The organism is Enterococcus sp. M190262 (assembly GCF_005843965.1).
Lineage (GTDB): Bacteria > Bacillota > Bacilli > Lactobacillales > Enterococcaceae > Enterococcus_D > Enterococcus_D gallinarum.
The window spans coordinates 2,672,183-2,694,533 of the sequence record NZ_CP040461.1; the positions used below are offsets into that span (position 1 = coordinate 2,672,183).

The 22,351-nt window shown below is 39.2% G+C and carries 25 protein-coding genes and 1 pseudogene; 22 read left to right on the plus strand and 4 right to left on the minus strand.

What is annotated here, in order from left to right; genetic code table 11:
• Window positions 1-131: 131 nt before the first annotated feature.
• The 9 genes from FE005_RS12540 (at window position 132) to FE005_RS12580 (ending at window position 10,234) form a co-directional block, all read left to right on the plus strand.
• Window positions 132-1,388: an LCP family protein gene (locus FE005_RS12540; RefSeq protein ID WP_138371882.1), complete on the plus strand. Its 1,257-nt coding sequence runs from the start codon at window positions 132-134 to the stop codon at window positions 1,386-1,388.
• A gap of 96 nt (window positions 1,389-1,484) precedes the next feature.
• Window positions 1,485-2,333: a DegV family protein gene (locus FE005_RS12545; RefSeq protein WP_138371883.1), complete on the plus strand. Its 849-nt coding sequence runs from the start codon at window positions 1,485-1,487 to the stop codon at window positions 2,331-2,333.
• Between the two features lie 211 nt (window positions 2,334-2,544).
• Window positions 2,545-3,024, plus strand: a complete 480-nt coding sequence (locus FE005_RS12550; RefSeq protein WP_003126580.1) for a DUF6530 family protein — start codon at window positions 2,545-2,547, stop codon at window positions 3,022-3,024.
• A 16-nt stretch (window positions 3,025-3,040) separates the two neighbouring features.
• A complete protein-coding gene (locus FE005_RS12555; protein ID WP_138371884.1) occupies window positions 3,041-5,311 on the plus strand; it encodes an AAA family ATPase in 2,271 nt (756 codons plus the stop codon).
• 558 nt (window positions 5,312-5,869) lie between these two features.
• Window positions 5,870-6,043, plus strand: coding sequence for a hypothetical protein (locus tag FE005_RS12560; RefSeq protein WP_175413549.1), 174 nt, complete (start codon window positions 5,870-5,872; stop codon window positions 6,041-6,043).
• Window positions 6,044-6,270: 227 nt separating this feature from the next.
• A complete protein-coding gene (locus FE005_RS12565) occupies window positions 6,271-6,990 on the plus strand; it encodes an ATP-binding cassette domain-containing protein (protein ID WP_138371886.1) in 720 nt (239 codons plus the stop codon).
• Window positions 6,974-8,608, plus strand: coding sequence for a hypothetical protein (locus FE005_RS12570; RefSeq protein WP_138371887.1), 1,635 nt, complete (start codon window positions 6,974-6,976; stop codon window positions 8,606-8,608). The genes FE005_RS12565 and FE005_RS12570 overlap by 17 nt, the downstream gene beginning before the upstream one ends.
• Window positions 8,609-8,700: 92 nt before the next feature.
• Entirely contained in the window at window positions 8,701-9,375 is a 675-nt protein-coding gene (locus FE005_RS12575; protein WP_021149701.1) for a hypothetical protein, read from the plus strand.
• A 4-nt stretch (window positions 9,376-9,379) separates the two neighbouring features.
• A complete protein-coding gene (locus tag FE005_RS12580) occupies window positions 9,380-10,234 on the plus strand; it encodes a sce7725 family protein (RefSeq protein WP_138371888.1) in 855 nt (284 codons plus the stop codon).
• Between the two features lie 806 nt (window positions 10,235-11,040).
• On the opposite strand, the gene FE005_RS12585 is transcribed toward FE005_RS12580, so the two are convergent.
• The gene (locus FE005_RS12585; protein WP_103300860.1) at window positions 11,041-11,277 is read right to left on the minus strand and encodes a glutaredoxin domain-containing protein; all 237 of its coding nucleotides are present in this window, start codon (window positions 11,275-11,277) and stop codon (window positions 11,041-11,043) included.
• A gap of 365 nt (window positions 11,278-11,642) precedes the next feature.
• Here FE005_RS12585 and FE005_RS12590 point away from each other — a divergent pair, with 365 nt between their 5' ends.
• The 4 genes from FE005_RS12590 (at window position 11,643) to FE005_RS12605 (ending at window position 13,093) form a co-directional block, all read left to right on the plus strand.
• Window positions 11,643-12,005, plus strand: coding sequence for a hypothetical protein (locus FE005_RS12590; RefSeq protein WP_029486803.1), 363 nt, complete (start codon window positions 11,643-11,645; stop codon window positions 12,003-12,005).
• Between the two features lie 88 nt (window positions 12,006-12,093).
• Window positions 12,094-12,372 (plus strand): hypothetical protein, encoded by a 279-nt coding sequence (locus FE005_RS12595; RefSeq protein WP_138371889.1) that lies wholly within the window; start codon window positions 12,094-12,096, stop codon window positions 12,370-12,372.
• Window positions 12,369-12,653 (plus strand): hypothetical protein, encoded by a 285-nt coding sequence (locus tag FE005_RS12600; RefSeq protein ID WP_138371890.1) that lies wholly within the window; start codon window positions 12,369-12,371, stop codon window positions 12,651-12,653. The genes FE005_RS12595 and FE005_RS12600 overlap by 4 nt, the downstream gene beginning before the upstream one ends.
• 89 nt (window positions 12,654-12,742) lie before the next feature.
• Window positions 12,743-13,093: a DUF2200 domain-containing protein gene (locus FE005_RS12605; protein ID WP_003126567.1), complete on the plus strand. Its 351-nt coding sequence runs from the start codon at window positions 12,743-12,745 to the stop codon at window positions 13,091-13,093.
• A 259-nt stretch (window positions 13,094-13,352) separates the two neighbouring features.
• Here FE005_RS12605 and rsgA read toward each other — a convergent pair whose 3' ends face one another.
• Complete coding sequence (gene rsgA / locus FE005_RS12610; RefSeq protein WP_138371891.1) at window positions 13,353-14,306, minus strand: ribosome small subunit-dependent GTPase A; 954 nt, start codon at window positions 14,304-14,306, stop codon at window positions 13,353-13,355.
• A 693-nt stretch (window positions 14,307-14,999) separates the two neighbouring features.
• Between rsgA and FE005_RS12615 the strand changes: the two genes are divergently transcribed.
• Complete coding sequence (locus tag FE005_RS12615) at window positions 15,000-15,992, plus strand: DNA/RNA non-specific endonuclease (protein ID WP_138371892.1); 993 nt, start codon at window positions 15,000-15,002, stop codon at window positions 15,990-15,992.
• 52 nt (window positions 15,993-16,044) lie between these two features.
• Here FE005_RS12615 and FE005_RS12620 read toward each other — a convergent pair whose 3' ends face one another.
• A complete protein-coding gene (locus FE005_RS12620) occupies window positions 16,045-16,302 on the minus strand; it encodes a LexA family transcriptional regulator (RefSeq protein ID WP_138371893.1) in 258 nt (85 codons plus the stop codon).
• 194 nt (window positions 16,303-16,496) lie between these two features.
• On the opposite strand from FE005_RS12620, the gene FE005_RS12625 reads away from it, so the two are divergent.
• Window positions 16,497-16,829: a helix-turn-helix domain-containing protein gene (locus tag FE005_RS12625; protein WP_138371894.1), complete on the plus strand. Its 333-nt coding sequence runs from the start codon at window positions 16,497-16,499 to the stop codon at window positions 16,827-16,829.
• 82 nt (window positions 16,830-16,911) lie between these two features.
• On the opposite strand, the pseudogene FE005_RS12630 reads toward FE005_RS12625, so the two are convergent.
• Window positions 16,912-17,935: pseudogene (locus FE005_RS12630) on the minus strand (Gfo/Idh/MocA family oxidoreductase).
• 172 nt (window positions 17,936-18,107) lie between these two features.
• On the opposite strand from FE005_RS12630, the gene FE005_RS12635 reads away from it, so the two are divergent.
• The 7 genes from FE005_RS12635 (at window position 18,108) to FE005_RS12665 (ending at window position 22,309) form a co-directional block, all read left to right on the plus strand.
• Entirely contained in the window at window positions 18,108-18,473 is a 366-nt protein-coding gene (locus tag FE005_RS12635) for an HIT family protein (protein WP_138371895.1), read from the plus strand.
• A gap of 49 nt (window positions 18,474-18,522) precedes the next feature.
• Window positions 18,523-19,002: a GNAT family N-acetyltransferase gene (locus tag FE005_RS12640; protein WP_138371896.1), complete on the plus strand. Its 480-nt coding sequence runs from the start codon at window positions 18,523-18,525 to the stop codon at window positions 19,000-19,002.
• A gap of 353 nt (window positions 19,003-19,355) precedes the next feature.
• Complete coding sequence (locus FE005_RS12645; RefSeq protein WP_138371897.1) at window positions 19,356-19,721, plus strand: hypothetical protein; 366 nt, start codon at window positions 19,356-19,358, stop codon at window positions 19,719-19,721.
• Between the two features lie 14 nt (window positions 19,722-19,735).
• A complete protein-coding gene (locus FE005_RS12650; RefSeq protein WP_138371898.1) occupies window positions 19,736-20,206 on the plus strand; it encodes an HIT family protein in 471 nt (156 codons plus the stop codon).
• A gap of 90 nt (window positions 20,207-20,296) precedes the next feature.
• Window positions 20,297-20,839 carry a sigma-70 family RNA polymerase sigma factor gene (locus tag FE005_RS12655; RefSeq protein WP_103300851.1) on the plus strand — a complete coding sequence of 181 codons (543 nt, stop codon included), beginning with the start codon at window positions 20,297-20,299 and terminating at the stop codon, window positions 20,837-20,839.
• Entirely contained in the window at window positions 20,829-21,611 is a 783-nt protein-coding gene (locus FE005_RS12660) for a hypothetical protein (protein ID WP_103300850.1), read from the plus strand. Before FE005_RS12655 ends, FE005_RS12660 begins: the two co-directional genes overlap by 11 nt.
• A gap of 47 nt (window positions 21,612-21,658) precedes the next feature.
• Entirely contained in the window at window positions 21,659-22,309 is a 651-nt protein-coding gene (locus FE005_RS12665) for a hypothetical protein (RefSeq protein WP_138371899.1), read from the plus strand.
• The last annotated feature ends 42 nt before the right edge of the window (window positions 22,310-22,351 follow it).

A 22,351-nucleotide genomic window follows, 5' to 3' on the forward strand; every position in this document is an offset into this window, starting at 1 on the left:
GCCGCTTTTCATCTTTCTATCAAAAAGTTGCTAGGAAAATCTTAAAATTTAAAAAAATAGCTTTCTTTCTTTTTTTCGTAAGGTATTCTTATAAGAAAGAAAAGCTTTTTTTATTTGGAGGAAACTGTCCTATGAGTCGAATGGACCGCAACAAAAAATTGCATGAACAATTAGCGAAAGAAGAGCAACGAGCTGCTCATAAAGAAACGATCTTTGCTCGTCGAGAAACAAAATCTGTGAGAAGACCTCAAAAGGAAGAAGAGTATTCAGCAGAAAACGATTTTGCACAACAAAGGGAGAACGACCAAACAAGTCAGAAGCGGTCTTCTGGCAATCATTCGTCAAAAAAAACAACCCTTCAGCGGCCGAATCTGTTAACTGGCAAAAAAAACAAGTCAAAATCCTTTGGTAAACAAAAGGATTTCGGCAACAATGGTCAGTCAGTTAACAAGAAGCCAGCGAAACAAGAGCAGAAAGTAAAATCAAAAGAAGCTAAACGTAAGAAACGGCCAATTTTGCGTTTCATCCTGTATGTGCTAGTGTTTGTACTTGCTTACTCGATCGTGGCTTTTGTGGCAGGGCAGCAGGTGGCCAAAAGTGATGCACAAGTCTCAGAGACGGAAACGTTTAATGGTGTAGCATCTGCGAACGGAGCAAAAAATATTTTGCTTTTAGGAAGCGACAGCCGTAAAGGCGAAACTGGTCGTGCAGACACGATCATGGTGCTGCAATTGGATGGCCCTTCAAAGAAACCGAAGCTGCTTTCTTTCATGCGGGATACGCTAGTCACGATTCCGGGATATGGAGAAAACAAGATCAATGCAGCTTATGCATTTGGCGGGGCAGAGTTAGTTCGGCAAACGTTAGCTGAAAATTTCGGAATCCAAACGAATTATTATGTCAAAGTAGACTTTCAATCTTTCGAAAAAGTAATTGACACCCTTTTTCCTAGTGGTGTACCGATCAACGCTGAGAAAGATATGAGTAAAAACCTTGAAGTCCCTATCAAGAAAGGGCAACAGAATATGAACGGTTTAGAATTATTGCAATATGCGCGGTTCCGTATGGATGAAGAAGGCGACTTTGGGCGTGTGCGTCGACAACAACAAGTGATGGATGCTGTGTTTAATGCCATGAAGAATCCTTTATCCATCGTTAAATTGCCATACGCAGCAGGGAAAGTCCTAGGGTATGCTTCTACTAATCTGCCAGTTAGCTTCTTGCTGAGAAACACATTTTCGATTGCCAAAGGCGCAGGGGGCATTGATCGCTTAACTGTTCCTGTCGATGATTCATGGCAGTATGGCTCAACCTATGAAGCAGGAAGTGTGCTGGTCATCAACTTTGATACCAATAAACAAGCCATCGAAAGTTTCTTAAATCAGTAAGTTTAACTGAAAACTTTTTGAAAAGAGTTTTGAAAGCTTACTGGTTTATGCTATATTATTAATGACGTTTGAAATATGTTGAAACGAGGAAAAGAAATGAAATTAGCCGTTGTTACTGATAGTACAGCTTACTTGCCTGAACGCATCCAGGATCACGCTGACTTGTTCGTTATCCCAATACCTGTTATTTTAGATGGAAAAAGCTATAACGAAGGGATCGACATTCAGCCAGATGAATATTACACTTTGCTGAAAAACAGTAAAGAATTTCCTAAAACTTCTCAACCTGTCCTTGGTGAAGTGATTGCATTATACGAAACCCTTGCCCAGAAAGGTTATGATACGATCTTAAGTATTCACCTTTCTAGCGGCATTTCTGGCTTTATCAATACGTTATATGGTATCAAAGATGATATCAAAGGCGCGCGGGTTATTCCCTATGATTCTAAAATCACCAGCATGCCAATGGGACATATGGTAGAAGCTGCGTTGGATCTGAACCAACAAGGCAAAACCATTGAAGAGATCGTGACCCACATCGATCGCATCCGCGATAATACGTATGCTTATTTGATCGTAGATGACTTAAACAATCTTGTGCGAGGTGGACGTTTAACAAATGGTGCTGCATTGATCGGCGGATTATTGAAGATCAAACCGATCTTGACTTTTGACGAAGGAAAAATCGTGCTTTATGAGAAGATTCGTTCCAGTAAAAAAGCTTTTAATCGCGCAGAAGACATTATTGGTCAAAGAGAATCAGAAATCGCTTACCCAGTGAAATTCTATGTGATCCATGCCAATAACTTGTCTGTGGCTTTAGAGGAAAAGGCGAAGCTGCAAAAGAAATACCCTGATGCCGAAATCGAAGTGGGTCATTTTGGTCCTGTGATTGGTTCTCATTTGGGTGAAAAAGCGATTGGGATTGCCATCGCAGCGCAATAATAAAAGTGAGTTATTTATTCCTATGCAATTATTTGATTTTTATAAAAATACCTATGTTACTTAGAAGCTTGTCAAGGGATTCCTTTTGCTAGTTTCTGGTCACATGGGTATTTTTTTTGCTTTAAAAGCATCTTGCTTGTTTATCTGATTCACACTGACTATACTTAATCCAATTACTACTTTAGTAAATTACTAAACAGGAGGATGGAAAATGAAAATACCAGAAAACTTAAAACACAAACCCGTCATCAAAGTTGAAGACTATGATACAGTAGACGGACGCTATGCGCTTCATACGGATGCGAAAGGCTTATCGTTGGGTCTGGCACAATGGAATGATCGAGGTAAAGTAGATATCTCAGGGAAAGTATGGCGGCACACGGGGGAAAAGTGGTCTCGTCAATCAGAAGAACTCCCATTATCACGGATTCTTGACTTAGCGATCCTTGTCGCGCAATCTAGCCTCTATTTTCAAGATGCCTATCGTCATGAAAAGTTTTATGATCCAGAAAACCCACTCATCGATATTATTGGACTGCAAGGAAATCGGATGACAGTAGAAGTTGATACAGACAATCCTAAAATTGATGAGGATATTCTATTGTTCTATGATGCCTTGCAAAAAGATGGTGAATTGATCGGTGAACGTTTTCGAATTTTAAGTCGGTTGTTAAACGAATTGGGCTATTAAGAAAGGAGGAATCTACATGGAGATCAATCGTACCCCTTTTACTTTGACAGAAGGTCGACAGTTCAGCAAGTTAGAACAGCAAATGATTTGGCAAAAACCAGCGAGTCATCAGACAAGTCAAGAAGAACTGCCGATCGCTCAAGAAATCAAGCTAAACTGGCAAGATCCAGAGATGAAGATTTTCAATGTTTTATTGGAAGGAGATGCTGGCTCTGGAAAAACGCAATTAGCCAAAGCTCTCTCCTATGATCTTCAATTGCCTTATACCAAAATCACCTGTTTTGCTGATATGGATAAATCAGATGTTTTTGGTGCATTGTTGCCGATCGTAGCAACAGATCAAGAAGAAGACAGTGAATTGTTAGAAGCGATCTATTTGAGTGATAGCTTAGATCAGGTTATTCAAGTGATTGCGGATCACTATTCGCTCACCAGTGAGGGTGCCCGAGAAAAATTAGCAGACTTGATTCGACGAATTGAAGAAACAGATACGACCGATGTCGTTCATTATAAATTTTATCCTTCGGAAATCGTTCGTGCGATGGAAAAAGGGTATCTATTAGAAATCCAAGAACCAACAGTCATCCGGGATGCCTCGGTACTCGTCGCTCTCAACTCTGCATTGGAGCAAAATGGGATGCTGAATCTGCCAACTGGCGTTGTCAGGCGCCATCCGGATTGTGTCGTCATTATCACAACAAATCGGAACTATCAGGGCAATCGTCCATTGAATGAATCTCTTAGAGATCGGATGCAACATGCGGAAAAAATGGACCTTCCTGAACTATCTGTGATGGTCGCACGGGGACTTGCTAAAACCGGCTTTCAAGATCAAGCGATCGCTAGCAAAATGGCAGAGATTATTCGACTTCTCGATACTTCTGCACGAGCAAATGCCATCAAGGGTGTGGCTGGTATGCGGTCTTATTTTTATTGGCTGAATACGGTTAAAAATGGGCAATCACCTTTAAATACGTTAGCGGTCAAAGTCTTATACAAGTTAACGACAGATCCAGACGAATTGCGCCTGCTGCAAGAAGCCCTCGATCAATCAGAATTGCTCTTAGAGCTAAGACGTTTGTATCAAGGACAGAAAATGAGTCATCGACAACCAATACAAGGACGCATCGTATCTGCTGAAGAGGCGGATGCGCGAAATATTGAAGAAGCATCCTTGCAGATGGGGACAGCAGCTAGTACTGAAGAAACAGCAGAGACACTGGAGACACCTGAGGTGCTAGATACACAGGAAACAAACCAAGATGATCAGGAAGCGGTGCCTCAAGACACTATAGATGGAGACTCTTTAGAGAGCCAACATTCGTCTGATGAGGGACACACAAAGGAAGGAAGTGAACAATCTGCTCAAGAACCTTCCAGTCAGCATCTTTCGATCGAAGAATTCAGGCAATTGGATAAAGAAGTAAGAAAACAAGCAAATCAAGAAGCGCGGCAAGCGCTAAAACAATCTATCCATGCGAAAGAAGGATTGATTGTGCATCGGCCAAAACTCCAAGAAAATGCTTCTCAGAAAGCCCAACAACTTCTAGCACCGTTGTTGCCGGTGGTTGAAACAATAACAAAACAGTTGCTTGAATTATTAGAAAATGAAGCAGCTTCTTCTTATGGCAAAGGAAAATATAGCGGGACACGCTTTGATGCAAGTCGTGTTGCTTATGGCGACTTTCGAACATTTGATAAGAAAAATCCTCCTCATGAACAGCCTTCATTAGCGATCGCTTTACGAATCGATGAATCAGGGTCCATGGTACGGGAGGGACGGATCACCGCTGCACAACAAGCTGCACTCGCAGTGAGTGCGTTTGCACAGCGCCTAGATCTCCCGCTGATGATTTATGGCGACACAGCCGATTTGTCTGTACGAGAGAAGACTTCTCTCTATTCTTATAAGGAATTTGCTGAACCTTTTGATTATGTGCCGGCAAAGCTGATGTCTCTTCAACCCCGACAAAACAATCGTGATGGGGCAGTGCTGCGGGTACTAGCTGAAAAACTTTCCCAACAATCTGCTACGACAAAATTACTATTGACGATTAGTGATGGTCAGCCAAAGGCGATGCCAGATTATACGGGCAATAAGGCGAAAGCGGATATTCAAGCAGTCATCAAAGAGTATGAACGCCAGGAAATCATCTTCTTGTCCGCTGCCATCGGACAAGACAAAGACGTCATCAAAGAAATCTATGGCGCGGAAAGATATATCGATATCAGCAATCTTAAAGAATTTCCCAAACAATTACTAACACTGATCAGCCGCTATTTCTAAATTACGATGCATTCGGCTGCTTTTTAAATAACATCCGTCTTGCATAGAAGTGGGAGGCGGATGTTATTTGTTTCTTATAAAAAGAATATGTAAACTAAATTAAACGAACGTTTTCAATTTCAGCTTCGTATGCTAAACTGATCACAAAGGAGGAACAACAATGACTTTGAATTGGCGTTATATCTATCCTTTCTCTACTGCAGGAGCTTATTTCATTCGAAGAAGAACATTGTGGATGAGTTATGAACTATTTACATTTGTGAGTTCGCTCTTATTTTTTTGTGAAAAGTGGACATTCTTTTTTTCGTTGGTATGCTCTTGAACGGCGTTTAAAACAGACTTCACAAGACAGTTCTTTTCAAAGTTGGCTCTTTTTACTCCTTATTTTCCTAGGGGTGGTCGGTATTCTATGGATCGGCATGGCAGTTATCTTTTTCCTATATAGTCGTTCATGTGACAAACAATTCCTTTTTTCCCAAGGGGAAAAATCCGTGACGATCCGATTTTTTAGTAGGACAATCGCTTCATTTGATGGTTATCGAGGAGACTCTTTTTTCCTTGAACGGGATTGGTTTGACTTTTTTGGTTGGCGATTCATTAGGTGGGATTGTTTTCGAACGAGCCTTTCATGATTTTAGCCAGTTTTATCAGTTGCCTGCTGGATTACTGAATAGCGGTTCTTCAGTGATACCTTGGGCAGGGCATTTACTAATTGGTTTGCAGTGGTCCTAGGCTGTTGGCTTGGCTACAGGAGCCGGTTGCCTGAAATCGTCAATCGCCATGAAGTAAGTTGATGTGAAAGGATAATGTTCTATCGATGAGAAAAAAATGAACGAGTCTCGTTTGCACTTGCTTGCTAAGATGATGACGGCTACCAACGTAAATCGTTTCACTTAGAAAACCTTGCAAGCGGGATCTCTAGTTAATAATCTTTGTTTTTAAAGAGAAGGGGTGTTTTTTTGTTTTTAGAGATCAATGCTATTTCCAAAAGCTTTGACAAGAAACAAATTTTTGATCAGGCAAGTTATCAATTTGAAACCGGAAAAATCTATGGTATTTTAGGGCGCAATGGGGCAGGGAAAACGACGTTATTCCAATGTATCGCTCGGAATATGACCGTTGATAAAGGGAGTATTTATTTAGTTGAAGACGGCAATCAACGAACCTATGAAAATACAGATGTCGGATTTACATTCACGCAACCGCATCTGCCAGGTTTTATGACGGCGATTGAGTTTTTGCGCTTTTTTATGGATGTCAATCGGGAGCGCATCAAACAGTCGCTTTCTCCAGAAGAATTTTTAATGTCTGTAGGAATTTCTTCAGAAGAGCAGCATCGTTTAATGAAAGATTATTCCCATGGCATGAAAAACAAAGTACAAATGCTTCTTTCTTTGATGGTGCAGCCACCAATCATGTTGTTTGATGAACCATTGACCTCTTTCGATGTTGTAGCTGCCCATGAAATCAAACAAATGATCCGATCAGCAAAAGAGGATTCGATCATACTGTTTTCCACTCATATTTTACAGCTTGCACAAGATTTATGTGATGAAGTGGTCCTACTAAATAATCATCAATTGACCGGGATTGATCCTTCTCACATTCATGAACCAGATTTTGAGAAAGAAATCGTTACTTTGCTGACGAAGGGGGAGCCCGATGCTGCAATGGATTAAACTTTATTGGCTTTATGAAGAGACGATTTTTTCAACGAAAGCGAATGGATTTCTCTATTTTTTGACCAAAATTCCTTTGATTGGAAAACATCTTCCCCATGATCTTTATGGGCAATACGGTCTCAAAAAAATGCTTTTTACTGTATTATTTAGCTTGCGCTTGATCTTGCCATTTTTCACAAAAATTATTTGGCTGCTTTTTTATTATGCAATTGCCTTGGTTGCTTTTCATGGTTGGGAGAATTTATTTGGTTCTTTTGATCAGTTTGAAGAACAAATAATGATTGCTGGTTTTTATACTTGGCTAGTGGTCGTTGCACTAGCCAGCAATTTTTTTTCTTTGTTCTCATTTACATTAGATCAAAAAGCGATTGAATTCACGGATTACTTCATGGTGTCAAAACGACAGTATTTGCGAATGAATCTTTTCTTTAAGACGATCCAATCCATTATTTATTATCTACCAGCATTTTTGTTGTACAGCTTTTTTGCTGGCAATAGTTGGCTGACCTTCGTTGGTATCTTTGGTGCTGGCTTTACTTGTGTGGCAGCTGCCAGTCTAATTCGCTGGGGATTCCAAAAGCAATGGGGCAGTGGCTGGCGCATCGGTTGGCGACTAGCCATATCTATGCTGACTTTAGCGTCGCTCTACGGCTTATTGCTTCAACAGATTATTCCAACTATGACATTCGGGTTGGGACTTTTGGCGTTCTTTCTGATTGCCGGCACTGGCTGTTTTTACTACCTAAAACACTTTACACAAGAAAATGATTTTTTCCTTTATTCTGTTGAAAAAAGCTATCAGCAATTTAGTGTGCTAGAAACCATCAGTTCAGATTCAAGTCAATATCTCAATGAAGGGATTGAAATGCAGAAAAAACTTTCTTTGGATCAGGAGAAGCCACTCACTCATTTGCAAGGATCAGAATACCTCAACGGATTGCTCTTTCAAAGATACCGTAAACTGTTGCGCAAAAAATTGCTGAACCGTGTCGGTATTGTGTCTATTCTATTTTTAGGATTGATTTTATTATCCTTTTTGAAGATTGTTCCATATCCTAATGAAGAGGATCTGACATCACTACTGCCAGCGCTATTTTTAGTCATGTATTTTGGTTCATTGGGAAAAGCAATCGTCCAAATGGTTTTTGTTAACTGTGACATCTCCATGCTTTACTATCCTTTTTATCGGGAGAAAGAAACGATCCTCAGTGGGTTTAATTACCGTTTTATCAAATCAATGTTTTACAACGGAGTCTTTGCGGGAAGTATTTTTGGCGGCTTCTTATTATGGGACTTGCTAAATGGATTGCAAGCTAGCTGGTATTTCATTGGGGTCTTATTTTTATTATTGACGAGTTTGACAGCATTGTTCTCATTTCATGAATTATTTATCTATTACTTGCTACAACCTTTTACTGGGGACATGAGAGTGGTCAACCCGGTCTACAAATTTGTCAGTGGAGTATTGTATTGGATCAGCTATATCAACCTGCGCCTGCATGTTTCTGGATTTGCTTACTCGATCGTTGTCTCAATGGTCTTATTACTCTATGTTTTTGTCGGATATGTACTAATCATTCGCTTCGCGCCGAAGACCTTTAAAATCAAAGAATAGGAGAGAATCAGGACTGCATTATAAAACCTATTCACAAATGCGAACATATGTTTTATAATGAGAGAAAGTTGTGAATAGGAGGGTCTAGTCAGATGAAAACTACGTTGACTCTTGAAATGGAAGAAGCCCTTTATTATTACTGTCGCGAAAACAGTGATATCGTCATCGAAGAGGTAATCATGCCGGATGATCAAGGAATCGTTGATACTCTAAGTTGTCGCTTAACACCAGAAAATTTGTTTGAATGGCGCTGTTATGAATTAAAAGTCAGCCTGGCGGATTTTCGTTCAAAAGCGAAGCTGTCATTTATTGGGCATTATAATTATTTTGTTTTGCCGCATGCATTATATGTAAAGGTCAAGGAAGAGATTCCTGCTGCCATCGGTGTATTGGTTTACCATGCATTTGCTGATCAAGAAAAGGGGAGCCCTGGTTATTTTAGTGTCGAGAAAAAACCGCAGCGGCAATCTTTACTCGTCAACGAAAACGCATTGTTGTATCGTTTGATCTCTGCACAAGCACGAGAAGTGGGGAAGGCCAAGCAAACAGCACGAGGTTTGCGCGTTTTCTCGACGGAACGATTGTACAAAGAACTAAAGAAAAGGGAACCAGAATACGATTTATTTGGCGGCGGGGTCAATTACTACGACCGTTTTATTGAAGATACGCAGCTACAAGCTATTGAAGCGCTAAAAGAAGAACTGGCTGCAACGCGAGAAGCTTATTTCGAATTGGAACAGCGTTTTTTGACACAAGAAAAGGAGTAGCACTATGTATTATCCATATTTTCGCGGCAAACAATTTGACTTGTTGGCATTAAAAAGTCTATTAGAAATGGAACAGCTGTCTTTAGAAGTTCAACCCGTCATTGAGCCTATCCGGCAATCCAAGACTTTTTGGGATACAGTCGAGCTGTTTCAGAAAAAAGCGCATCCTTTTTTTGTTATCGTCAATCCACAGGCGGGGGACTTTCTGACGGAAGAAGGAAGTCGTTTATTACAAACACTGCCTAACGCTAAAGCCTATATCATCGATCAGCCAATTGAAACCATTGACTGTCAGCCGGACCTTTGGGTTGTTCATGAATCTGCTCCAGCGTTGGCCAGTGACTGGAGTAAAAATCAGACACCGATCTTAGTTGGACAAGAATTCCGTTTATTGAAAAAAATCCAGGGACCAAAGATTCTCATGCATGATTTTTTTACTAAACTTCCTAGAAACAGCTTCTATCAGGAAGTACCAGAAGAAGTGCTACCAACCGTTTATCAACACTACGAGCAGCAAGGATTTTCCGGCTATAGTGATTTTTCTATCGACAGCAAAATCTATTATGCACATAGTTATCCCTCTAAAACAATTGTTTTACACTGGCTATTTGTTGATCAGCAGCAAAAGTTGCGAATCACTCATTTTGTTTCGGACGAATCATTAGAAACTCAAAAAGAAAAGTTTCTACAGCTCATGTCACAAGTTTTGCAACATGAAGAAATCTATCCAACTCAAACATCAGGCTTAGAGTTATTACTTGAAGCATACAAAAAGGATAAGTTTCCAGGTATGGGTGTTTTGCGGAAAGCTGCTGTCATGAACCACTTGGAATTAATCAGCCGTTATCATTTTACATGATTGTTAGTTATGTCATCAGTCATATAAAGAAAAGTTTCTCTCAGGAGTTGAAATCTAACTGCAGCTACAATCATAGATTTTGGTTGCAGTTCAATCATCACTGAAATCACCAATCAGTCATGCATCAAAAATCCTAATAAGCAGCTGAAGCACGCTAAAATTTGTTTTAGGAAGCCAACTGTACAATACTGGCATTCAATACATAAAAATCATCAATCTGCGCGGCAAAGACTCATTTTTTACTCAAAATGGTTCACTTTAAGAAAAATCGCTGTTTTTAAGAAAAAATACAGCTCAATCAGAGGGAGGAGAAGTAAATTCACCAGATTTTTTCAGAACTTTAAAAATTATTTATTTTAGTTTACATAATATATATTATACAAAGTTATATTTGGAAAAAGACGGTTCAAAATGTTTTTGATTTTTGCATTTTGACCCTCTCTCGCTGTCTTTTTCCCCTTATGAATGTTGAAATCAACAACGATTCGCCAATTTTCCTGTCATTGGTGTTTATTTGGCTGCTAATTGATGTATTGTCTTGGTGTATGTCACTGATCACTAGTTTAATACATCGATTTCATTTGATTGGGTCTCGTCATTAAGATCTTTCGTTTGTTACTAAGTGACTCATTTGTTTGATTTCATAAAATTGTTGCTGTTGCTGTGTATGTTTCGTTTATAAGTTTATCAGGTATCAGATTAAGCTGAGTTAATTTCCTTAAAATCAATTCTTGAGTTTACTTCAAAAAATAGCGATCGACTGCTATAAAATGCATTCCTGTGGTTGTGTCTGGCGGCTGCGACGATCATTTCTGTTTGAGTTTTCTTAATTCATCTGGGCGAAAGCCAAACCACGGGTTCAAACCAGTTGAGGCATTAGGGATTAAAACTGGTACGGACTGGAATCCGTATAGTTTCACTTCTTCGCGAAATTCTTCTTTTTCTTCAATGTTCTTTTCGATATATGGGATTCGATGAGCGTCTAAAAATAATTTTGTCTTTTTGCATTGAATACAATTAGTTTTGCAATAAAGCGTTATCATATAATATTATTTCTCCATCCTTTTTATTTTTATTGGTTTGTACGTTATTTTTATTGTAAATTTAATTCTTGTTTAATTCAATAATCTTTACTTATCAACATATAAATAAAATAGATTGTTTTGTTTTATTTTTTTATATTGTTATGATACGCGTTTTTTTATCGTGTTGGTTTACTACTGACCTGATGTGAGTTGAGGGAAAAAGATCTTGCTGATAAAAGTCATTAAAAAAGTGTATCCATCCCTGTCCTGTTTGAGTTTAAGATCGCCCTCACTCTTCTCTATTTTTGCGGCAAAATTTAAAGAACTGTTCGCTTTACAAATGCGAACGAATGTTTGTATTATAGTGGTGAGAGGTGATTCTTATGGGCATGCTCCAACCCTACGAAGATCGAAAAAAATTAAAATGGCAGGGATTCTTTCTATCGGAACATACAACAGAAGTCGGACAGGATGAGCGCCAGCGTCACTTTGTGTGGCCTGCAAAGCCAGCCATGACTAGCGAAGAGATCAATGAAGTGTTGACTTTAGCTAGGATCAAAAGTCGAGCAGTAGCGATCCAATGTGAAGAAGTCAATGAAGACGGTCTCTACCCTCCTGACGTGGTCGGCATGATCCAAAGCTACGATTCTTTAGGTATTTATATTGATGGACGTAAAGTACATTACGATGAGATCCGGCATATTTCCTTTTTCGAAGAGACGAAATGGTTCGCACTGGATGAATGAATCGTAGGCGATGAGCCACGACAAGCGTACAATCGGAAAGTTTTTTACGGAATGTGCAAATCTATTTTTTTTAAAGGAGGTTTCCCCTATGCAAACGATTAAAGGAACAGTGACAAAGATTCGATTGCTGACGTTTACTTCTTCTCCCCTCGTCCGTTTTACAGTAGGAACGACGAATTGTTTGATCAATCGCCATAGCTTATCTTTTTTAGCAGATGTCACGGAAGGCATGTCTTTGGTGGCTGTTGGCGAGTGGAATGCGCGCAAGCAATTTATTGTCCGTAAATATGCTGTTCGGGGGAAAACGAAAATTATGATGGACATCGAACAATTGTCTAAACAACGAGGAAAGGCGGTTCTTTTATGAGAGCGCGGGATTTGCTGACAGCATTAACGACAACGACACAACAAGAGTATCAGGGAATTTACTTAAGCCGTAAGGAAACCTTGGTCCCTTTCACGACGATTGCACAAGATGCTTCTGGGAACTTGATTTTATTTTTTGAACCTAATCGTCCCCCACTATCCATCAAAGAACTTTATACGAGTTTAATGTTGCACAAAAACTTACCTTTGCTCTATTGGGACGGTGAAGAACGACAAAAGGTCTATGGGTTTCGTGAAGAAGATCAACAGATCATTCTCTGATCTTTTTTCTGTGAGATACCAACCAATCATTCTTCTTTTTATTCATGGTATACTATAGATTAAGAAAACATTTTCAACGGAGGTAAAAAATGGGAAATCCGCGCATATACACCATGTCTTTTGCAAGTGTCTATCCCCTCTATGTACAGAAGGCGGAGCGCAAAAATCGTACCCAAGATGAAGTGGATCAGATTATTTTTTGGTTAACTGGTTATTCGAAAGAAGGTCTGTCCCGACAATTAGCAGAAGAAGTTTCAATGGAACGTTTCTTCGCAGAGGCGCCTGACTTGAATCCGAAAAGAAAAATGATCAAAGGAGTTATCTGTGGCGTTCGTGTAGAAGAGATCAAGGAACCTTTAATGCAAGAAATTCGATACTTGGATAAATTGATTGATGAATTAGCCAGAGGAAAAACAATTGAAAAAATTTTGCGAGGTTAGTTTTTAAGTGGTCCTATTCTATAATTATTGCGTTTCATTGGTCCATTACGTATAATGAGACTACCTTGGCAGGGGCAAATCGTTTGCTTCGATCCGTTGGGCATTCCTGTCCGACGGATTTTTTTTATTTAAATTCAGTCTAAAAAAAGCGCTGTGGCTCTTTTGCAGGAATCCCATTTTGGTACCTCCCTTTCTTAATGTGACTAGGAAAACGAGTCAAAATGTATACAGCATTCAGGTCACAGCGCTTTTAGTATTGCTATCTTTCTCTTTTTTTACGTGCTTGCAGGTGTTCTTTGTGTCTCAAATAGGCCAATTCTTTCTCCATTTTACGGTAACGGTTAAATAGATCTTGCGAGAGTTCTCCAGAAGCTAACGCTTCTTTGACTGCACAATTTGGCTCTGATTCATGACGACAATTTTTGAAGCGGCATTTTTCTGCTAAAAGTTCAATCATCTGGTAATGCCGATCTAATGAAGAAGCAGCAACCGTCTCCAAACTGATTTCTCTCATGCCAGGAGTATCGATGACCATTGCCCCATTTGGCAAGCGGAACAGCTGTCTACTCGTGGTAGTGTGACGACCACGCCCATCTTCTTCACGAATGGCTTTGGTTGTCTGCCGTTCGTCTCCTAGTAATTGATTGAGTAAAGAAGATTTACCAACCCCTGAAGAACCAATAAAGGCTACCACGCTTTCTGGCGTCAAAAATGGTTCGAATTGCGTCCGCTCATCTTTGTAGATGGTGGTAGCTAAAACCGGCAAAGCGAATGTCAGCTTCAGCTGGTTGATGATTGCTTCTGTTTCTGTTGTGTCCATCTGATCGATTTTTGTTAATACAATGACTGGATTGGCTCCACTGTTCCAAACAATCGTAACGAACCGCTCCAAGCGAGCGAGATTAAACTCTTCATTGGCGCTTGTTGTAAGAAAGACAGTCGTCACATTAGCAGCGATTCCTTGTTCGTCTGGTCGATTTCCAGCTACTTTCCGCTGTAAAAAACTTTTTCGCGGCAAGACGGTATCAATCAAAAATTGATTTTGATCATAACAATGCCCCATTACCCGATCGCCTACGATCGGATAGTCTTTCAATGCTGTTGCTTGCTGGCGAAACTTTCCGGAGACACGGGCATAACGTTCTTCTCCTGAAGACAAGAATACTTTTGCCAGATCTTTCGCTTGAAAGATAACAGTTCCTTGATTTTCCATGAATTCCCTCCATTTATGTTTGGAGGTGCCACTCTATAAAGGGAAACCTCCATGATCTTGACGTCCATTATAAGTATTCATATGACATTTCCCCTTTCGTGAGTAAATTCATCGATTGATGTATCCCTAGTATAGCATTTCTTGCGATTGTCAGACTAGCTTTTCTTTTATGGCTCAATAATGATTAGCCGCAAGAAGTGCTATGGAGCGTTGAATATCCCCTGTCAATAGCTTCAAAACCACTAAAACGAAAAAGCTGAAACTCACACGATAGACAGTCCCCTTTAAACTCTCTTTATCCTCTACGATTTTTTCAAGATAGCTCCTCGCTCATTAAGCAATAAGCCTCCCCTTGTATCACTGTTCTACTATTATTGTTGTTCCTTCCTATCTTCTTCAGAGATCCCCATTCTTGCCCTATCTTCCCTATGTTCATTAACTTTTGACCACTCTCCTTTACCCATTAGTGAATAATCTTAGTTCTTTTGTGAATGATTCGTTATATAATATTCTCTTTTCTATTTATTCATATAAGAAATATTTGGTAAAAAAAGTTTTTTTCTTTTCAACTGTTATTTAAAAAATGGTATGATAGCAGCAGAATATTTATTTTTTCCTCCTTTATTGAAACTCGCAACCACATCTTACGCTCGCGATTTTACAAAGGAGCAAACCATATGTTAGGAGAAAATCATGGCAAAGAAACTTCTTGGTACAATCAGTGGTCTTTTGATTGCTGCTGTACTTGGTATCAGCTTGTACACGCAAACCCAAAAAGACCCGAACCCCACTTCATCACCTGGACACTCATCTACTATACAGGTGAAACAGTCAGAGTCTTCTAAAGCATCAGATTCGCATATAAAAGAAACCCAGTCAGCAAATAATCTCGCTGCATTGACGTATCAAGGGACACAAACCATTACTATCAATAACAATGTCCCCTCCTTCTCACAAGATACCCTCTCTACAAAAAATGGTGCATGGGAAAAATATGGTGATCTCGATCACTTAAATCGAGCCACTTCTGCGGAAGCTATGTTGAATCAATCCCTGATGCCTACTGAAAAACGCGGGGATATCTCTAGTGTCACGCCTACAGGCTGGCACAATAAAAAGCTGAAAAAAGGTTATCTTTATAATCGAACTCATTTGATCGGCTTTGCTCTGGCGGGAGAAAATGCCAACTGGAAAAATCTGATCACAGGTACACAACAGTTGAATAATCCCGAAATGTTACGCTATGAAATGGATATCAAATACTATTTAGAACAAGATCCCAGCCATTATGTTCGTTATTCGGTGACTCCTATTTACCGCGGTGATGAATTAGTGGCACGAGGTGTTCAAATGCAAGCCCAATCGATTGGCGATAATACGATCCGCTTCAATATTTATATATTCAATATTCAAGATGGTGTGACGATCCATTACCAAGATGGGACAAGTGTGCTTTCTGAAGAAGCATCGGATGCGACTAGCACTTCGGCAAAAAATACTACATCGAATGTTGCTGAAGATGAAAAAGAATATGTAGACGCGAAGGGAAATGGTCTGATCAAAGGGTCAAAAAATGGCATTTATCATCTGCCAGGTACGAGAGGCTATGAACAGACGACAAATCCAAAAGAATGGTTCAAAACGATTGCGGAAGCCAAAGCTGCTGGTTATCGAGCACCAAAATAAAAAAGCCATAGGCTTTTTTATTTTGAGAGCATCCCTACTCGACAAGTTAACCTTATAGCGCATGCTCGTACCTTGATTTTTGTAACTCTGTCAAATAGTTATTTCCTGCTTCTGTTAAACGCAATGTGCGTGATTTTGGAAATTTTTCTCTCGTGATTAGGCCTCTATTTTCCATCCGAAGTAGATGACGGTGAATGAGAGAAGTTGATTTGATTCCTTCATGGGCACAAATTTCTCGAATAGATGGTGCTCGTTTCTGTTCTTGCTGATAAGCATCAATAAATAATAAGATCCGATCTCTTCTAATCATATTTTCCTCCAGGGGGTAGAAGACAAAAGCAACGGACAATTGAAAAACCTAAGCGTTCATTTCCTATAGGTAATATTATAAATGAAAAATTCCCTTGGAACAACAGTTTTTGAAGAAGTCGCTGGATTTTCATCGCATTTGTTTTCTTTTGACTTTATGATGAAAAGAGTAGAAGAAAAAAGTGAGGCGTTGGTATGAGTTTTGGCGAAAATCTAAAAAAATTCCGAGAAGAAAAACAGCTCGGCGTCAATCAGTTGGCTTTGAAATCTGGAGTCAGTGCAGCGCAAATTTCCCGCTTTGAAAATGGTAAGCGTAAGACACCCCATGTGGATACTGCAAAAAAATTGGCAAAAGCACTCTCAGTCCCATTGCCTTTATTGATTGGTGATTCCGTTTCATATGATGAATGGGATTATGACGAAAATCAACGGCGAGTGGCCCATCAAATCAAAGATATGACCGAGGAAGAAATCACGGATATCTTAGAATATATCGCTTTTGTTAAGCAAAAAAATAGAAAACGCTAATTGAAAAAAGCCATCTGTCTCTAAAAAAATAGAATCAGATGGCTTTTGGCCTGCTCTCTGACGAGAATTACCAGAAATGAAATTATCGTGGATAAACTGCTTGGATACTGTCTTCAAGAATCTTCATTTGTACTAGGGTTTCTTCGTCTTTGACTGTTTTAGGCTTTCCATTAATAATAGCTTCATACAGTCCGGCATAAACACGGCTATAGTCCCCTACTTCAGAAACTACTTTTTCCTCATGATAGATTCCTTCATCATCATAATACGTCAGACAGCCATAATGTTCAGGAAGATCAATTCCAAAGTCCGCATGATCAGGCATATAAAACATTTTTAAATGCTCTTCTTGGCGATCTTTGGTTTGTTTGACAAACATGCCTTTCTTACCATAAACGACAAAGCTTGGTCGTTCTTTGATTCGGAAATAGCTTGATTTGATCGATACCTTTAAAGGGCCATAGAAGAAGTCCAGATCGAAATAATCGTTCATGCGATTCGGACCTAAAAGTTGGCGAACTTCTGAATGGTATGTCTCTGGTTCGCCGAAATAAGACAGCACTTGATCGATGGTATGACAAGCATGTCCATAAAGATAACTACTATATTAATGAGAATTCTTGTGTATTTTCTGGAATTTCGGGGCGATAATAGTCATAGTGCATTTCTACTTCAAGTAAATCCCCTAGAACGCCACTTTCAATAACTTTTTGGACAGTCAGAAAGTCAGAATCGTAGCGGCGATTTTGATAACATTGAATCAACAGTCCTTTTTCTGCAGCCAAAGCAAAAAGTTCTTGAGCTTGTGCATATGTTTCAGTAAAAGGTTTCTCTAGCAATACATTCTTTCCGTGAAGCAATGCATCCTTGGCAGTTTCAAAATGCAGATGGTTAGGAGTAGTCACAACGACTAATTGAATCGCTGGATCATCATAGATATCGTTGATATCTGTTGTGTAGGTCGTTCCAGGAAGTTTTGCCCAAGTATCGCGAATCACTCGGGAATAGATTGTTTTCACGTGGATTTTGTCGGATAATTTAGTAGCAAACGGCAAGTGATAGCGATTAGTGCTTTTTCCATTGCCAATATAAGCAATTGTTAGCATAGTTTAAAGCCCCCATTTTTCATGATAGTTCCATTATAGTCAAACAAACGATCAGATGGAAGCAAGAATCCTTCTCGCCGCCGATTTGTATGTCTCCTTAATTAACTAATGAAACAAAGCGCTTATCATTTTTAAACGAATAGTCTATGATTGATTCAAAAAGGAGAAAACGATGAGATGTCCTTTTTGTCAGATCGCAGCCAGACAGCTTCCTGCAACAATCATTTATGAAAATCAATGGACAATGGCGATTCTTCCTAAAAATCCCGCTGCAGACGGTCACCTCTTAGTTATACCGAAACAACATGTAACTTCTATTCTTGCTTGTGACGAAGAAATATGGGTGCAAGTTACCAAGGCAGCAAAAAAGGTGGCAACAGATTGCGTGAAATCTGGTAACTTTGAAGGTATCAATTTCTTAAGTGCCCATGGCGCTGCTGCCCAACAATCCGTCAATCATCTGCATATCCATTTGATTCCTCGAAAAGAAGGCGACGGCATCAATGCTTGGCCCGATTTTCATGACAGTAAAAAGTAAGAAGGTTATTAACGAGTCGTCAATTGAACAATGAAAGAGAGAATGATCAATGGATATTCAGTTAGAAAAAGTTACCTACCAAACATTACCGATAGCGTATCGGATACAAAAAGCAAGTTTTAAACAGTTGTTTGAACACTATCAGGATACAGAAACCTCCCCTTATCTGGAAACGTATGAGAATTTCTCTAAAAAGTACCAACGAGAGAATAATTATTTCTATTTGATCCAAGCCGACGGATCAGCAGTAGGTTTTGTACGAATCGTTCTATCAGAAGCCCCGGCGCTGGTAGCTCGAGTGGCCCCCATCTGTATTTTGCCTGCTAATGAAAATCATGGGATTGGTAAAATGGCCATTCAGTTAGTCGAAGCTAGATTCTCGTCTATTAAGACGTGGCAGCTAAGTACGATTTTGCAAGAAACCCGCCTACTTTCATTTTATCAAACACTCGGTTATCAGCTATCAGATCGTACGAGTCCGATTGTGACTGGTATGGATCGTGTATTTCTTACCAAACATATCCACTAAAACTCATTACTTATTGTCTTTTCTCCCCATTACCTATGACAGAGTCTCTTAAAGAGCGACTGTCATAGGTAATCTTGTTTACATAATATTATACTGGTAAATAAAAAACACTTCTTGTTTCCTTGATACTTTTCGAGAGAAAGTTCAAACGAATTTGACGAAAAGGTCTCATACAAGCGTTTTTTGGAGCCACTCATTCGTTTTTCTCAACTAGCTTTTATCAGTTTCTTTCCTTATTTATGCAATTTATTTCCTAGTTCCTTTTCATCATCTTTCTATAATGTTGCTGATCTTATGTTATAATTAATTATGTATTTTAAAACTAGATAATTACTATAAGAGAAGGTGGATTTATGGAACAACATCAACCATCCTGGATAAAACTGCTTTTTTTCTTTTTGATTTTTATGGGAGCAGATCTTATGAAACAGGTTATCGTTCATCATTTCGCTTGGTTAGACGTGCTGCAATTAATGAATTTCCTAATATTTATTCTACTCTCCTTTTTCATTCGCCAGTTACCTTCTACCTTGCGAAAGATTCTGATTGGTACTTATCTTTTTATTATCGGTGGAATCATGTCTCTTTTATTTGGAAATCCCTTTGAACTTGCTTCATGGACACTCTACTTCGTGGGTGCGTTTTTTGGTACATTTTTGTGGGATCATTTTTGTCAACGATTTAGATTTCGTTGGTTTACTGATAAAATAATTCATTAAAGGAGCGAATTTCGATGGATTGGCGCAATGATCGGATCAAAGCTTGTCAAAATGGAACAAATCCCATGTTAATGAAGGAATTATCGGGTGGTTTTGCGGTTTTTGGCGATACCCAATTTTTACCAGGCTACTGTGTGTTGTTACCTAAAAAATCAGTCGGAAGCCTAAATGATTTATCACTGGAAGAAAGACAAGAATTTCTCGTCTCGATGAGTGTTCTGGGTGATGCCATTTTAGCCGCCTGTTCGCCACTGCGAGTCAATTACGATATTCTTGGCAACACGGATCAATTTCTTCATGCACACGTTTTTCCACGATATTCTTGGGAGACCGAAGAGCGTCGTTCAAAACCTGTTTGGCTATATCCAGCAAAATATTGGACATGTCCGCAGAATACCTATGATGAAGAGAAACATCACCTCATACGTCAGCGAATCACGACTTCTTTGACTGAATCCGTTCCGGTGATCAATGAGAGCTCTTGACCAGGAGCTTTTTTTGTTGATAAAAGAATTTTTCACAACTCTGATAGAAAACAGTTGAGACGTCCGTATAATAGACAAAGAGGTGAAAAAATGAACGATCATCAAATGATTCATTTGATCAAGAACAAAGATTATACCGGCTTGGAACAACTAATTGATAGCTACGGGTCAAGTATTCTTATGACCATCCATCGAATCTTACAAGCCCCTCATGAACAAAGTGAATGGTCAGATGTAGCAAATGAAGTATTTTATGAAATCTGGCAAAAAATCGAGGCCTATGATCCTGAGAAAAGTAGTTTTATCACTTGGATCTTGCTGATTACTCGAAGTCGCGGAATCGATCGCAAGCGTAAGTTAAATAAAGCATTTCAACAAGAAAGTATTGAAGAATATCAAGAGCTAGCTATTACGGAATCCCCGTTAAGTGAAGAAGAATTTCTGATTTGGCTCGAAGAGTTATCCCAAGTCGATCAACAAATTTTTCTTTTATATTATTTTTATCAAGAAAGTCCAGAAGAGATCGCGCAACAACTGGATTTGCAGACAACAGCTATTTATAATCACTTATCTCGCGGCAGAAAATTGTTGAAAAAGATTTGGAAAGAAAGGATGAATCGTGATGAATTTTAAACAGATCGTTGATTCAGAAAATCGTCGTCTCAGAAATGAAGTAACGCAAGATGAAAAAAATCGTCTTTTAGCTAATGGCAAAACATATATCTTTTTTCAAGAATTGATGACTGAAATTCAATCACTCTTAGATAAAGACGAAACAGTTCAAGGCTATCTCCCTCTCTCAACTTCAGGCAACCTTGCAATCAGTAATCAAGGGATAGCTGGTTTGTCTTATGCACGTACAGAAAGAGCAAAGCAATATGTCGCACAGTTCAATGATACTCGGAGTAATCGTCTATTTGTTTTTACAGAAAAACGGATCCTTTTTCTTGTGATCATCGACTTTTTAGATGATCAAACCTATTTCAGTTACCCCTACTCCTCGATTCCGGCATTTTCTTTGAAGACGCGTAAACTGAATCGCTTTGAGAAACCAGAAGACGAGGAAATCATGTTTTGGGCTTACTTTGATTTTCAATCGGATAGCCATATTTTTAGTGATGTATTGACAAAGAAAGACTATCAACTGTTTCAACATTTCCATGACACGATTCCTGCACTCAAAAAAATTCCAATCACTGAAAAAATCCACCGTAAAAATCCCTTAGATTACATAATCAGTAATTGGCATTTCAATTATCGATTGATGATATTCGTCAATCTTTTACTAATTCTTTTAGCTATTGGGTTAGTCTTGGGGATCGTCTTTGGAATCGGGATTTTTAAAGACTGGTACTATCGTGATTTGATTGGGTTTGTTGATCAGAGATCATTTTTTGTCCGATAATTATGTTATAATAGTCAAAAATTAACGAGAGAAGGTCTACCCGTTTTATGAAAAGAAAGGTACTTGTCCCATTGCTGCTATCCTTGCTATTAAGCGGCTGTTCTGCAAACGTACCAGAAGAAGCAGCCACATCTTCGAGCAGCCAAAAACAAATGACTAGCGAAACCGTAGAATCATCGCAATCTTCTCTTTCAGATGCAAAAACTGTTACGAGGGCTTCTGCTAGCGGGTCTACCAGTGAATCGGTATCAAAGACGGAGTCACCAAAGACTCCAGAAACAGCAAGCGCATATCCCTATCAAGTAGATATGTCACAACAATCCAATGTCCTGACATTTTCTTTTGAAGGATTCAACGTTCCTGACACTGTTACTATTGATCAGAGCAAAGAGGAAGTTACTTTTGAAAGTTCTACACCCGATGATTCCGTGACTAGCCGCTACCGAGCAACAATCGCAACGGTTCCCACAAAAACAATTCGCGTTTTTAGTGTAGGAACGAATCAAATTCGTGAAGTCAAAGTGAATACACAAATCTCAATCGGTAAAATACTGGGTGGAACCCAAGATCGTAAAGACTACCATGGTACAATGTATTTGTTTTACAACCATGATGGTGGGCTTTCCCTAGCAACGCCGAACTATGCTGGCAACGTTCCTGCAGATCAGATGGATGTCATGCAGGAAGTTCTTCCCTAAATCACTTCAGAAGAACCTAACTTTCAGAACCTTAGCTTGACT

Bases quoted from the DNA above. Each gene is read 5' to 3' on its own strand.
- FE005_RS12615 (WP_138371892.1), top strand. From the start codon at position 15,000: ATGGCAAAGAAACTTCTTGGTACAATCAGTGGTCTTTTGATTGCTGCT.
- FE005_RS12580 (WP_138371888.1), top strand. From the start codon at position 9,380: ATGTATTATCCATATTTTCGCGGCAAACAATTTGACTTGTTGGCATTA.
- FE005_RS12550 (WP_003126580.1), top strand. From the start codon at position 2,545: ATGAAAATACCAGAAAACTTAAAACACAAACCCGTCATCAAAGTTGAA.
- FE005_RS12635 (WP_138371895.1), top strand. From the start codon at position 18,108: ATGAGATGTCCTTTTTGTCAGATCGCAGCCAGACAGCTTCCTGCAACA.
- FE005_RS12555 (WP_138371884.1), top strand. From the start codon at position 3,041: ATGGAGATCAATCGTACCCCTTTTACTTTGACAGAAGGTCGACAGTTC.
- FE005_RS12605 (WP_003126567.1), top strand. From the start codon at position 12,743: ATGGGAAATCCGCGCATATACACCATGTCTTTTGCAAGTGTCTATCCC.
- rsgA (WP_138371891.1), bottom strand. From the start codon at position 14,306: ATGGAAAATCAAGGAACTGTTATCTTTCAAGCGAAAGATCTGGCAAAA.
- FE005_RS12640 (WP_138371896.1), top strand. From the start codon at position 18,523: ATGGATATTCAGTTAGAAAAAGTTACCTACCAAACATTACCGATAGCG.
- FE005_RS12545 (WP_138371883.1), top strand. From the start codon at position 1,485: ATGAAATTAGCCGTTGTTACTGATAGTACAGCTTACTTGCCTGAACGC.
- FE005_RS12650 (WP_138371898.1), top strand. From the start codon at position 19,736: ATGGATTGGCGCAATGATCGGATCAAAGCTTGTCAAAATGGAACAAAT.
- FE005_RS12570 (WP_138371887.1), top strand. From the start codon at position 6,974: ATGCTGCAATGGATTAAACTTTATTGGCTTTATGAAGAGACGATTTTT.
- FE005_RS12665 (WP_138371899.1), top strand. From the start codon at position 21,659: ATGAAAAGAAAGGTACTTGTCCCATTGCTGCTATCCTTGCTATTAAGC.
- FE005_RS12585 (WP_103300860.1), bottom strand. From the start codon at position 11,277: ATGATAACGCTTTATTGCAAAACTAATTGTATTCAATGCAAAAAGACA.
- FE005_RS12655 (WP_103300851.1), top strand. From the start codon at position 20,297: ATGAACGATCATCAAATGATTCATTTGATCAAGAACAAAGATTATACC.
- FE005_RS12590 (WP_029486803.1), top strand. From the start codon at position 11,643: ATGGGCATGCTCCAACCCTACGAAGATCGAAAAAAATTAAAATGGCAG.
- FE005_RS12620 (WP_138371893.1), bottom strand. From the start codon at position 16,302: ATGATTAGAAGAGATCGGATCTTATTATTTATTGATGCTTATCAGCAA.
- FE005_RS12600 (WP_138371890.1), top strand. From the start codon at position 12,369: ATGAGAGCGCGGGATTTGCTGACAGCATTAACGACAACGACACAACAA.
- FE005_RS12660 (WP_103300850.1), top strand. From the start codon at position 20,829: ATGAATTTTAAACAGATCGTTGATTCAGAAAATCGTCGTCTCAGAAAT.
- FE005_RS12595 (WP_138371889.1), top strand. From the start codon at position 12,094: ATGCAAACGATTAAAGGAACAGTGACAAAGATTCGATTGCTGACGTTT.
- FE005_RS12540 (WP_138371882.1), top strand. From the start codon at position 132: ATGAGTCGAATGGACCGCAACAAAAAATTGCATGAACAATTAGCGAAA.
- FE005_RS12645 (WP_138371897.1), top strand. From the start codon at position 19,356: ATGGAACAACATCAACCATCCTGGATAAAACTGCTTTTTTTCTTTTTG.
- FE005_RS12625 (WP_138371894.1), top strand. From the start codon at position 16,497: ATGAGTTTTGGCGAAAATCTAAAAAAATTCCGAGAAGAAAAACAGCTC.
- FE005_RS12575 (WP_021149701.1), top strand. From the start codon at position 8,701: ATGAAAACTACGTTGACTCTTGAAATGGAAGAAGCCCTTTATTATTAC.